The following is an 11,474-nucleotide window of genomic DNA, read 5'->3' on the forward strand; positions in this document are numbered from 1 at the left end:
GCGCTGGCGTGATTGCATTCGGGCAAGGTGCGGGTTAGGCCCACCTTCAACATGTGCTGCGCACAGATAAACGACAACTGGATACCGGTACCTGGCTGATGATCAGACTGATTGGATATTTCTTCGGCATTGGCGCATTTCTAGTGCTCGGCGTTGCCGCAGCTGCTGCCATCTATCTTGGCCATGTGACAAAGGACCTGCCAGATTATGAGGTTCTTAACAGCTATGCGCCGCCGGTGACGACCCGCGTCCACGCAGGCAACGGTGCGCTGATGGCCGAATATGCCCGCGAGCGCCGCCTCTATCTGCCGATCCAGGCCATTCCAGATCGCGTCAAGGCCGCCTTCATTTCGGCCGAAGACAAGAATTTCTATCAGCATCCCGGCGTCGACATCACCGGCCTTGGCCGCGCCATCTTCGTCAACCTGCAGAATTTCGGCTCCGGCCGCCGCCCGGTTGGCGCCTCGACGATCACCCAGCAGGTCGCCAAGAACTTCCTGCTGTCCGCCGACCAGACGATCGACCGCAAGGTCAAGGAAGCGATCCTGTCCTTCCGCATCGAGCAGGCCTACAGCAAGGACCGCATTCTCGAACTGTATCTGAACGAAATTTTCTTCGGCCTGAACTCCTACGGTATCGCCGGCGCCGCACTGACCTATTTCGACAAGTCGGTCACCGAACTGACCATTGCCGAAACCGCGTACCTTGCAGCTCTGCCGAAAGGGCCGGCAAACTATCATCCGTTCCGCAAGGCCGAAGCGGCAATCGAGCGGCGCAACTGGGTTATCGATCGCATGGTCGAGAACGGCTATGTCGCCAAGAGCGATGGCGAAGAGGCCAAGAAGCAGCCGCTCGGCGTCAGCGTTCGCCGGGGCGGATCGCATCTGTTCGCGTCTGATTACTTCGCCGAGGAAGTCCGCCGCCAGATCATCCAGCGCTATGGAGACAATGCTCTCTATGAAGGCGGTCTCTCCGTTCGCACGTCGCTTGACCCGAGACTGCAGGTCGAAGCCCGCAAGGCCTTGCAGAATGCACTGGTCTCCTATGACGAGCGCCGTGGTTTCCACGGCCCGATGAAGGCAATCGAGATCGGCGGAGATTGGGGCGAGCCGCTCGGCAAGCTGAACGCATTGTCCGATGTGCCCGAATGGAAGCTGGCAGTTGTTCTTTCCGTCGATGGCGATGGCGCCGATATCGGCATCCAGCCGGAAAAGGACGCAGGCGGCAAGGTTGGCACCGACCGGCTGACTGGTCGAATCACTGCCAAGAACATGCAGTGGGCCTATCGTTCCTCCGCTGGTGACCGCAAGTCGGCAAAGTCGCCGGAAGGTGTCGTTGGCCCAGGCGATGTTGTTTATGTCGAGCCCACCGATACTGCGGGAGAATATCGCCTGCGCCAGCCGCCGAAGGTGCAGGGCGGCCTTGTCGCCATGGACCCGCAGACCGGCCGTGTGCTGGCGATGGCCGGTGGCTTTTCCTACGGTCAGTCGGAATTCAACCGGGCGACCCAGGCGATGCGCCAGCCAGGCTCGTCCTTCAAGCCCTTCGTCTACGCGGCAGCGTTGGATAACGGCTATACGCCTGCATCCGTCATCCTCGATGCTCCGTTCGAGCTCGTCACCGGCGGTCAGGTCTGGCGCCCGGAAAACTACGGCGGTGGTTCGGCCGGTCCCTCGACCCTGCGCCTCGGCATCGAAAAGTCGCGTAACCTGATGACGGTGCGGCTTGCCAACGATATGGGCATGAACCTCGTCGCCGAATATGCCGAACGTTTCGGCATCTATGACAAGATGCTGCCGGTTCTCGCCATGTCGCTCGGTTCGGGCGAAACGACGGTTCTGCGCATGGTTTCGGCCTATTCCGTACTTGCCAACGGCGGCAAGCAGATCAAGCCATCGATGATCGACCGCATTCAGGACCGTTACGGCAAGACGATCTTCCGTCATGAAGATCGCACCTGCGACAATTGCAATGCTGCCGATTGGCAGGAACAGGAAGAGCCTGTTCTGACCGATAATCGCGAACAGGTCCTCGACCCGATGACCGCCTACCAGATCACCTCGATGATGGAAGGCGTGATTTCGCGCGGGACTGCCGCCGGCAAGATCAAGCTCGATCGCCCTGTGGCTGGCAAGACCGGAACCACCAATGACGAAAAAGACGCCTGGTTCGTCGGTTATACGCCGGACTTGGTCGCAGGCCTCTATCTCGGCTTCGATAGCCCGGCACCGCTCGGTCGCGGTGCGACCGGTGGCGGTCTGGCTGCCCCCGTCTTCAACGACTTCATGCAGGCCGCAACGCAGGGCACGCGCCCGGTCCAGTTTGTCGTTCCGGAAGGCATGAGCCTGATCCCGGTCAACCGCAAGACCGGGATGGCTGCAGCCGACGGCGATCCGGATACGATCATCGAGGCCTTCAAGCCCGGCACCGGCCCGGCCGACACCTTCTCGGTCATCGGCGGAGCCGACCAGTACATCCCGCCGGAGGAAATCCTGAAGGCGTCGCCGCAGGCAAACGACGCCATCAACCGCGGCTCCAGCGGGCTGTTTTAACCCCACCCTTCCCATTTGCAGACGCCTGCCGGTCTTTACATAAGCGGCAGGCGTCGCTATTCACGGCGCACATTCCATACGAGCGCAAGAAGCAGGATCATGCGGACCGAAATCGAGAACATTGTCGACGAAATCAAGCAGGCCATAAGCCTGCTGAGGAGGCATCTTTGACTGGGATCAGGCGGTAAGACGGCTGGACTGGTTGAACAACAAGTCGGAGGATCCGAACCTCTGGAACGATGCGGCGGAAGCCCAGAAGCTGATGCGCGAGCGCCAGCATCTCGACGACGGCATCACCAGCGTCCGCGCTTTCGAGCAGCAGATGCAGGATGCCATCGACCTTATCGAACTCGGTGAGGAAGAGGGCGACGCCGATATCATCAAGGAAGCCGAAGACGCATTGCGCGTTCTGCGCACGGAGGCAGCCCGCCGGCAGGTGGAGGCGATGCTGTCCGGCGAAGCCGACAGCAATGACACCTATCTGGAAGTCCATTCCGGCGCCGGTGGTACCGAGAGCCAGGACTGGGCGAACATCCTCTTGCGCATGTACACGCGCTGGGCCGAACGCCAGGGCTACAAGGTCGAGCTTCTGGAAGTTCATGATGGCGAAGAGGCCGGCATCAAGTCGGCGACGCTTCTGGTCAAGGGGCACAATGCCTATGGCTGGCTGAAGACCGAATCGGGCGTCCACCGCCTGGTGCGCATCTCGCCGTTCGACAGCAATGCCCGCCGTCACACCTCGTTCTCGTCGATCTGGGTCTATCCGGTCATCGACGATTCGATCCAGATCGATATCAACGAGAGCGATTGCCGTATCGACACCTACCGTTCGTCGGGCGCCGGCGGCCAGCACGTCAACACCACCGATTCGGCGGTGCGCATCACGCACATGCCGTCCGGCATCGTCGTGCAGTGCCAGCAGGAACGTTCGCAGCACAAGAACAAGGCCAAGGCTTGGGACATGTTGCGTGCCCGACTGTATGAAGCGGAGCTGAAGAAGCGCGAGGACGCGGCCAATGCCGAGGCCGCATCGAAGAGCGATATCGGCTGGGGCCACCAGATCCGCTCCTACGTGCTGCAACCTTATCAGTTGGTCAAGGACCTGCGCACCGGCGTTGCCAGCACGGCACCTGACGATGTGCTCGACGGCGACCTCAATGAGTTCATGGAAGCGGCGCTTGCCCACCGCGTCAACGGCGGCGCCGATGCCGTGGTCGACGATCTGGCGTGAGCCTGTTTCTCCTATCCTCTGAAAATCCGAAAAGCCGGGCCCGCCAATCGCTCGGCTTTTCTTTTGGACGCCCGGCTTTTTTTGAAAGACTGCGCGGTCAGTTCGTTTCGCGCTCGACCTTGATGTCGCCGATATCGTCGATCAGCACGGTCCAGGTCTCAGGTTCGGCTGCTGTCGGATCGGTCTTCAGATAGACGGTGGCGAACAGGCCGGGCTGGTTAGAGATACCATCGGATGTCTCAGGCCTGATATCGGTGATATAGGCCTTCATCGCGGAAAATTCCTCAAGCTCCGCCGACGAGACAACTTTGGGACCGGCCGCATCCAGCGCCACCTGCTGCAGGAAGATGTGAGCGTTGCCCTCGGGCTGGCGCACGGCGACAAGCTTGTAATAACCGCGCTGCGCCGCCGCTGGTTGATCCTGCGCCGGCTTGGCAGCACTCGGATCCACGACGGCCAGCGGATCGCCGCTTTCCTCCCAATATCCCGTGCTTGTCACGAAAATGATATTGGCAGGCATCAGTACGGTCTCGTCCGCGCGGGCAGGTGCCCCCACGACAAACGGCAACACCAAAACGAGCGCAGCCAGACACTGCACGGAAAGCGGGGCTGCGCGTGGCCGGGCCGCATACCCGCGCTGTTGCGGCAGCAACCGCCGCCAAAGCGAACGCACGCTGAAACATGGGATAGGGAGCATCGTCGTCGCCTTCGGTAAACTCGTGTGAAAAGCCGGATGCTCTGCTGCGCCGATCCGTTGCCGGCACCAAGGCATACTCAACCCTGCCACAGTTTCCGGCCGAAATCGATTCGAAATCAAAGTATTGCGGCGGCAGACAGCGAAGGTGCCTGCTGCTTCTAGTTGGAAAATTGTTCCGCAAGGATACGGTCCGACCAGGAATAATCCGGATCCGAAAGAATATGCGCCGTCGTGTTTTCCGATTCGGCGATGCGCACCTTCACCACCGACTTGACCTCGACATGATCGGCGACCGCGTTGACCGGGCGTTTTTCCGGTTCGAGAATGGCGATATCGACGGTCACCTTGTTGGGCAGCAATGCGCCGCGCCAGCGCCGTGGCCGGAACGGGCTGACCGGCGTCAAAGCTAGAAGCGGGGCCTCTAGCGGCAGGATCGGCCCGTGGGCGGACAGGTTGTAGGCCGTGGACCCAGCGGGCGTGGAAAGCAGGACGCCGTCGCAAATCAGTTCCTCCAGCCGGACGCGATCATCGACCACGACCCGCAGCTTGGCTGCCTGATAGGATTGGCGAAACAGATAGACCTCGTTGATCGCCAGCGCCTTGAAACTGTTGCCGTCGGCATCGGTGGTCTGCATCTCAAGCGGACGGAACGTGTTCTCCACGGCATCTGCCAGGCGTTTGTGCAGGTTTTCGGTGCTGTAGCGGTTCATCAGAAAGCCGATCGAGCCGCGGTTCATGCCGTAGATCAGCTTGCCGGAATTCATCGTCTTGTGCAGCGTCTGCAACATGAAGCCATCGCCGCCAAGCGCCACGATCACGTCTGCTTCGTCCGGATCTTCCTGGCCGTATAGCGCGATCAGCTCCTCTGCCGCCGCCTGGGCTTCGTCGGTGGAGGAAGCGGCGAAGGCGATGGTTTTGAACGTGCGAGCCATGAAATGCCTGTCTGTTTTACGATAAGGGCCGTTCAAAATGGAAAGGCCCGAAATGTGGTCCGTCTGGAAGTCCGACAGAAGGCGCCGCTGCAGAGAATACAGACGTTATCATGCACAAAAGAACATTGCGGGGAAGAAAAGATTGAACTTCATTCCCGCCAATGATCGGCGACCCACGGTGTTGGAAGGATATATTGGCGCAGGTACTTGAACGGTGCCTTGCGTTTCCGCCGGCTCGCGTCAAACACGCCGTAAATATGGTCGAGAGGTGTTGTGGCATGCCCGCTCTCGCCGAACTGCCCATCAATCGCATGCTGCGGGAAGAAGTTGCGCGGGAAGAGGATGACCTTGGCATTCGTAGGAAGGCGGGGCACCAGGAAATAGTTCAGCGGGATCGGCCAACGGCAATCCTGTTTGAAATGCAGGACCCAGCGGCGAGGGAAAAATTTGACGCCGCCCGGAGCGTTGCGGGTGACAAACCGTTGTTCGAATTCATATTTGTCAGCGACCCCTTGCGGGTCGGCGCGGAATTTCTCGAGCAGCGGTACAAGTTTGCCGACCGGAAACCGGAACAAAGATGTCTGGCCAAGCCGCTCGAATGGCGTGGTCTGATTCTGGGCGATCATCACATCATCCGGCCCGCCCATTTCAAAGAAGGAGTCGAGGGAGCCGACGATCACAAGATCGAGGTCGAGGAACAGCACAGGGCCGGTCAGACTGCCGAGAGTGGGCCCCCACAGGCGCGCCTTGGGCCAGATGCCCTTGGTTTTCACCGGCATCTTTTCGATATTCAGCGGTGGTAGGTCCTCCAGGTGAATTTCTGGCCGCAGACCATCCCGATTGTCGGTAAAACAGGTGAAGGTGAAGGGGGGCGTGATGTTGCGCGCCACCATCGCATAGAGCCGGTTGATGAACGGCGCGCCGTATTTCGTGCCCCAGTTGATGCAAATAATCTGTTTCACGCCGCCACTTGCAGCCAGGACATCCGCCGTCATGCTTGTCATTCCTCATTTCGCGCCGGGGCTTTTCGCTCAGGCGTTCAAGCCCGTTCCAACGGCATATCGCGACTGCTTATATAAGCTTGCTGCGACCTGATTCTAAGTGTGCAATTGCAAATCCATCGGATACGCCAACTCACCGCGAGTTGCCAAAACATTCGGGTAATGAGGATTTTGCCAGCGGAAAAATGGTGCCCCCACCAGGACTCGAACCCGGGACCCCCTGATTACAAATCAGGTGCTCTACCAACTGAGCTATAAGGGCAGCACTTGCGGCTGGGAATTAGCATATTCTGGTCGCGTGTAAAGCAAAAATGCTGTTCGGCAGCTGCTTTTTCGCACCGGCACCGGCCGAGTGTGCAGCGATCGTTGTTTTGCGGTGATTACAGGCCGGGTTTTGTCGGCCGCATTTTTGCCGCCTGCAGTGGCGCGCGGTGAGCGAGGCGCCTTTGCAGCCGCGGGGGGATGAAAAAAGTGAGAATCGCCAGCGCTGCCGACAGCGCACAGACCAGCCAAAGTACACCAGCGCCAAGCGCCCGTTCGAGAAAGGCACCGCAGATGCCCCCGGACACCATGCCAAGCCAGGGGACGATCTGCAGCGACCAGTCTGGCCGCGGCGCGCCGACGATCCAGCTGCCGATGCCTTTACCGAAACGGGAGAGGGCGCCGGTCACGTAGGTCAGCCCGATCGGTAGTCCTTCGATGTGCTCGACGGCGGCATTGACGAGCCCCATGGCCAGCACGATCGCGTAGAATTGCAGCGTTGCAAGATCTGGATCGGTGATGACGGCGGCAAACGCAAGCAGGACGGTAACGCCGGCAAGGACGCGAAACGCCCGCCGGGCCGCGTTGTGGGCGATGATGATCCCGAGCGCGTTGCCGGCGACGAACATCAAAAGGGCGCCGAGCAGAATTCCCGCATAGGCCGGCTTCCCGTCGGCGAGCGCGACGGCGGCGCGAGTGGTGTTGCCGCTCATGAAAGAGACGAAGCTGCCGGCAATCAGAAGGCCGGCCGCATCCGTCATGCCGGCGAGAAACGAGATGGCGGCGACGAGGACGATGCCAAGTCCCGTGCGCCGCTTCCGGATGATGCGCCGCCGCCGCTCCCGCGTCATGATTGTCCGTTGCCTCCGCCAGCGTTGATTCGGCCGTTTGAAACGCCGTCATCATAGGCCTGGCAGCCTGAGAGAAGCTATCTATTCCGCCGCGTCGAGCATTGCCGGGCGCGGATCGATTTCCGTGCAGCGCGACATTGCACTGGGCAGATTGTCGGCAAGGAAATCGATGAGCGCGCGGACCGACGGAAGCATGCCGTGACGCGACGTGAAGACCAGGTGGGCAATGGTGGCGTTCGAGCACCAGTCCGGCAGCACCTGCACGAGCACGCCGGTGCGGATCCCCCGGCCGCAGAGATGATCCGGCAGAAGCGCAATGCCGACACCCTCGATGGCCGCCCGTTCGAGGATGCCGAAATCGCCGCAGCCGATGATGGGCTGATGGGTAATGTCCCGCCTTGTTCCATCGGCGTGGTTCAAATGCCAGGTATCGGAGAGGTGCTGCTCGTTCATCGACAGCGTCGGCATCGTGCCGAGCGTCTCGATCGTCACATTGCCGATCCGCGCTATCAGTGCAGGGCTGGCCACGAGAAACTGACGCGCCTCGCCCAGTTTGCGCACGATGAGGTTGTTGTCCGTATCCAGTTGGTCGCGCGCTCGAAGTGCAATGTCGATGCGCTCTTCGACCAGGTCGATCCGGCGATTGGAGGCGGTGATCAGCAGCCGGACGTCCGGATAGCGCCGATGAAAGGCCGGCAGGATATGGCCGACGAGGGGCGTAAAGCCGATCGGACAGGCAAGACGCACGACACCCGTTGGCTCACTCTTTGCTGCGGCAACCACCGCTTCGGCGGCCTCGACGCCGGACAGGATGGTTTCGCAGCGCTCATAGAAGGCCTGGCCGATCTCCGTCACCCGCAGCTTGCGGGTCGAGCGTTCGAGAAGGCGGACATCGAGCTGCTGCTCGAGCCGGGCCACATGCTTGCTGAGCTTGGATTTGGGGACGTTGAGGGCACGCGCAGCCGCGGAAAAGCCCTTGTGTTTCACGACTGCGGCAAACAGCGCGATATCGTTCAGGTCCTGCATGTCACACCTTCGTTTCCATCGATGACCGCCACCATTGTTTCTATCAGGAAACGGCCTGTCGAAAAAGGGTTAGCTTATCAGCGGATTGTTTTAAATTCATATGTGATGCACCCAAACGCCACACGCACATAAAGGTGCCATTATGAACATTCTCCACATCGACTCCGGCATTCTCGGAGATCATTCGGTTTCCCGCCGTCTGACCGCATCGATCGTCGCGCGCATCAAGGCCGAACGGCCCGGTGACAGCGTCACCTACCGCGATCTTGCTGCCGCTCCGCTTGCCCATCTCAACGGCTCCCATTTGATGGCGGCTTCCGCCAACCCCGAAGGCCTCGACCCGACCCTGGTTTCGGAGCTCGATGCCGCCCGCGCCTCGCTCAACGAGTTTCTTGCCGCCGACGTCGTCGTCATCGGCGCACCGATGTACAATTTCGCCATTCCAAGCCAGCTGAAGACCTGGATCGACCGCATTCTCGTGGCCGGAACGACGTTCCGTTATACCGAGGCGGGCGTCGAAGGCCTCGCCAAGGGTAAGAAGGTCATCGTCGCCTCGACCCGCGGCGGCCACTATTCCGGTGCGTCGCCGATCAGCGCCATGGATCACCAGGAAACCTATCTTAACACGGTGTTCGGTTTCATCGGCATCACCAATGTCGAATTCGTCCGTGCCGAAGGCTTGGCCATCAGCCCGGACTCGAAGGAAGCCGCCATCACCGAGGCTGAAAAGGCCATTGCCGGCCGGGGGCATTTCGATATCGCGGCCTGATCGACTGGCTGAATCTGTGTGAGGGAAAGCCGGGCAACAGGTGCCCGGCTTTCGTGTGACTTGTTGGCGCCATTACGGCGTACCGTGCGCTGGACACGGGTGCCGCGAGGCGGTAGAGCCGACGTCAGAGGGCCCGGCCCGACGGAAAACGGATTGGAATGGCAATGACGGATGTCAGGGACAGCAACGGCGCGATTCTCGTCGAGGGAGACAATGTCACGCTGATCAAGGATCTCAAGGTCAAGGGCACATCCGAAACCTTGAAGCGCGGCACGATGATCAAGGGCATCCACCTGACCGGAGATCCGGACGAAGTCGAATGCCGGCATGCCAAGATCAAGGGCTTGGTGCTGCGCACGGAGTTTCTCAAGAAGGCCTGAGCCGCAAGGATCAGCGGACTGCGGTCGGTACGTTCGGCGGGACTCGACGCACCGCGTTTTTGTATTACACTCTGCTTATGAAAAGCGTTCCGGCACTCTGGATGGTGGCGCTTGTTTCGGCCTTTGCCGGAACCTCTCTCAGTGCGTCCGTTGCTGCCGATCCCATTTGCACCTGCAGAAACCGGGACGGTTCCAGACTCGAACTCGGCCAGACGACCTGTATCCGGGTGGGCGACACCGCCTATTTGGCGCGCTGCGAAAAAGAGCTCAACGTCATGACCTGGCGCAGGCTCCGGGACGAATGCCCCGAAGCCCGCTTGTCGGTTGCCGTGCTGCCGTTGACACGGTAGCGCGTCAGGCCTTGGCCAGATGGCCGCGTGCCGCGTACATGGCGATTGCGGCCGCGTTGGAGACATTCAGCGACTTGATGGCGCCCGGCATGTCGAGACGGGCAAGCGCGTTGACGGTCTGGCGTGTCTTCTGCCGCAATCCCTTGCCTTCAGCACCGAGAACGAGTGCGATCTTTGCGCCGGAGAGTGTCTGTTCGAGCGGCTCCGGGCCTTCCGAATCAAGACCGATCGAGACGAAGCCGAGCTTGTGCAGCTCTTCCAGCGCGTCGGCGAGATTGGTGATCTGGATATAGGGGATCATTTCCAGAGCGCCGGAGGCCGATTTGGCCATGACGCCCGATTCGGTCGGGCTGTGACGCTGTGTCGTGATCAGGGCGCCGGCATTGAAGGCAACGGCGGAGCGCATGATCGCGCCGACATTGTGCGGATCGGTCACCTGGTCGAGGACGAGAATCAAAGGGCTGTCATTGAGTGCCGAAAGGCGGCGGACGGGCAGGGGAACCGTTTCCAGCATCGCACCCTGATGGATGGCGTCCGGTCCCAGTATCTTGTCGAGGTCCTGCGGCGTGACGATTTCCACGGGGAAGCCGAGGTCTTCGATCGGGCCGGTTTCAAGCCGCACCAGCGCATTCTGCGTCACGGAGAGCTTGGTGATCTTGCGCTCGGGATTGTCGAGGGCTGCACGCACCGTATGGATGCCGTAGAGCAGCACCTGATCGGGCGCCAATTGCGGCGCCTTCCAGTCTGGTGCAGCGCTTTTCTTGCGCTTGTCCTGCACGGGTGTCGGAATTTCGCCGCGTTCGCGTTTGCCATCGCGATGCGCGCGGCGAAGAGTGGCGTAATGGGTGTCTTTGGCGTTCTTGTCGCCCGGATTATCTTTGCTCATACCCGTCTTATACTGACGATGCGGTTCGCGTGGAACCGTTTTTCGCGAAATCGGCAGCTGGCAATCTTTATCGCAATTTTCCCAACTTTTTCTGAGGCGCCGTGTTGACAGGATGAAACGGGACCGTCATATACCCGGCGCAGATTGAAGGGCTGACTTGCCCCGGCAAACAACACTTTGATCTGCAAAGCTTGGTCGCTTGATCCCGACAGAATAATGGAGGGATGCCCGAGTGGTTAAAGGGGACGGACTGTAAATCCGTTGGCTCAGCCTACGTTGGTTCAAATCCAACTCCCTCCACCATTCTGTCAGACGGATCTTGACCCGCGGGTATAGCTCAATGGTAGAGCAGCAGCCTTCCAAGCTGAATACGCGGGTTCGATTCCCGCTACCCGCTCCATCAAAATGCTCCCACCGTCTGCTGCCTCTATGGCCTTGCTTTAAAAAAATTCTGCAAGCCGTTGATTTGAGTTTGCTTCCGCCTTCGGCGCGGCAGGCATTGGAATTGCGCAGCATCATCCCCACATAGGCTTCATCC

General features: G+C 60.2%; 10 protein-coding genes and 3 tRNA genes. 6 read left to right on the forward strand and 7 right to left on the reverse strand.

The genetic code is table 11. From position 1 onward, the window contains the following. Positions 1 to 98: 98 nt before the first annotated feature. Both ACP7E6_RS12290 and prfB read left to right on the forward strand, forming a co-directional pair. Entirely contained in the window at positions 99 to 2,552 is a 2,454-nt protein-coding gene (locus ACP7E6_RS12290) for a penicillin-binding protein 1A (protein WP_426230049.1), read from the forward strand. Positions 2,553 to 2,651: 99 nt separating this feature from the next. Continuing rightward, a protein-coding gene (gene prfB / locus ACP7E6_RS12295) for a peptide chain release factor 2 (RefSeq protein ID WP_426230050.1) occupies positions 2,652 to 3,783 on the forward strand; the annotation gives its coding sequence in 2 pieces (ribosomal slippage) (positions 2,652 to 2,720 and positions 2,722 to 3,783; 1,131 coding nt in all). Positions 3,784 to 3,880: 97 nt separating this feature from the next. On the opposite strand, the gene ACP7E6_RS12300 is transcribed toward prfB, so the two are convergent. From ACP7E6_RS12300 to ACP7E6_RS12325, 6 genes are all read right to left on the reverse strand, one after another. Next, the gene (locus ACP7E6_RS12300) at positions 3,881 to 4,381 is read right to left on the reverse strand and encodes a hypothetical protein (RefSeq protein WP_426230328.1); all 501 of its coding nucleotides are present in this window, start codon (positions 4,379 to 4,381) and stop codon (positions 3,881 to 3,883) included. A 257-nt stretch (positions 4,382 to 4,638) separates the two neighbouring features. Beyond that, positions 4,639 to 5,412, reverse strand: a complete 774-nt coding sequence (locus ACP7E6_RS12305; RefSeq protein ID WP_426230051.1) for an NAD kinase — start codon at positions 5,410 to 5,412, stop codon at positions 4,639 to 4,641. Positions 5,413 to 5,561: 149 nt separating this feature from the next. Continuing rightward, positions 5,562 to 6,407, reverse strand: coding sequence for a glycosyl transferase (locus tag ACP7E6_RS12310; protein ID WP_426230052.1), 846 nt, complete (start codon positions 6,405 to 6,407; stop codon positions 5,562 to 5,564). Positions 6,408 to 6,599: 192 nt separating this feature from the next. Next, a tRNA-Thr gene (locus ACP7E6_RS12315) sits at positions 6,600 to 6,675 on the reverse strand. A 118-nt stretch (positions 6,676 to 6,793) separates the two neighbouring features. After that, positions 6,794 to 7,525 carry a YoaK family protein gene (locus ACP7E6_RS12320; protein ID WP_426230053.1) on the reverse strand — a complete coding sequence of 244 codons (732 nt, stop codon included), beginning with the start codon at positions 7,523 to 7,525 and terminating at the stop codon, positions 6,794 to 6,796. Positions 7,526 to 7,606: 81 nt separating this feature from the next. After that, positions 7,607 to 8,551 carry a LysR family transcriptional regulator gene (locus ACP7E6_RS12325; RefSeq protein WP_426230054.1) on the reverse strand — a complete coding sequence of 315 codons (945 nt, stop codon included), beginning with the start codon at positions 8,549 to 8,551 and terminating at the stop codon, positions 7,607 to 7,609. A 142-nt stretch (positions 8,552 to 8,693) separates the two neighbouring features. Here ACP7E6_RS12325 and ACP7E6_RS12330 point away from each other — a divergent pair, with 142 nt between their 5' ends. Further along, entirely contained in the window at positions 8,694 to 9,320 is a 627-nt protein-coding gene (locus ACP7E6_RS12330) for an FMN-dependent NADH-azoreductase (protein WP_426230055.1), read from the forward strand. A gap of 164 nt (positions 9,321 to 9,484) precedes the next feature. Next, positions 9,485 to 9,700, forward strand: coding sequence for an alkylphosphonate utilization protein (locus ACP7E6_RS12335; protein WP_426230056.1), 216 nt, complete (start codon positions 9,485 to 9,487; stop codon positions 9,698 to 9,700). Positions 9,701 to 10,054: 354 nt separating this feature from the next. On the opposite strand, the gene ACP7E6_RS12340 is transcribed toward ACP7E6_RS12335, so the two are convergent. After that, the gene (locus ACP7E6_RS12340) at positions 10,055 to 10,936 is read right to left on the reverse strand and encodes a TrmH family RNA methyltransferase (RefSeq protein WP_426230057.1); all 882 of its coding nucleotides are present in this window, start codon (positions 10,934 to 10,936) and stop codon (positions 10,055 to 10,057) included. A gap of 218 nt (positions 10,937 to 11,154) precedes the next feature. On the opposite strand from ACP7E6_RS12340, the gene ACP7E6_RS12345 reads away from it, so the two are divergent. Both ACP7E6_RS12345 and ACP7E6_RS12350 read left to right on the forward strand, forming a co-directional pair. Continuing rightward, positions 11,155 to 11,239 (forward strand) — tRNA-Tyr (locus tag ACP7E6_RS12345). A gap of 23 nt (positions 11,240 to 11,262) precedes the next feature. Beyond that, positions 11,263 to 11,336: transfer RNA gene (locus ACP7E6_RS12350), tRNA-Gly, on the forward strand. The last annotated feature ends 138 nt before the right edge of the window (positions 11,337 to 11,474 follow it).

The organism is Pararhizobium sp. DWP3-4 (genome assembly GCF_049898205.1).
Taxonomy (GTDB): Bacteria; Pseudomonadota; Alphaproteobacteria; order Rhizobiales; family Rhizobiaceae; genus Pararhizobium.

Coding starts and splice junctions, on each gene's coding strand:
- ACP7E6_RS12310 (WP_426230052.1), bottom strand. CDS start 6,407: ATGACGGCGGATGTCCTGGCTGCAAGTGGCGGCGTGAAACAGATTATT.
- ACP7E6_RS12325 (WP_426230054.1), bottom strand. CDS start 8,551: ATGCAGGACCTGAACGATATCGCGCTGTTTGCCGCAGTCGTGAAACAC.
- ACP7E6_RS12340 (WP_426230057.1), bottom strand. CDS start 10,936: ATGAGCAAAGATAATCCGGGCGACAAGAACGCCAAAGACACCCATTAC.
- ACP7E6_RS12290 (WP_426230049.1), top strand. CDS start 99: ATGATCAGACTGATTGGATATTTCTTCGGCATTGGCGCATTTCTAGTG.
- ACP7E6_RS12320 (WP_426230053.1), bottom strand. CDS start 7,525: ATGACGCGGGAGCGGCGGCGGCGCATCATCCGGAAGCGGCGCACGGGA.
- ACP7E6_RS12335 (WP_426230056.1), top strand. CDS start 9,485: ATGACGGATGTCAGGGACAGCAACGGCGCGATTCTCGTCGAGGGAGAC.
- ACP7E6_RS12330 (WP_426230055.1), top strand. CDS start 8,694: ATGAACATTCTCCACATCGACTCCGGCATTCTCGGAGATCATTCGGTT.
- ACP7E6_RS12305 (WP_426230051.1), bottom strand. CDS start 5,412: ATGGCTCGCACGTTCAAAACCATCGCCTTCGCCGCTTCCTCCACCGAC.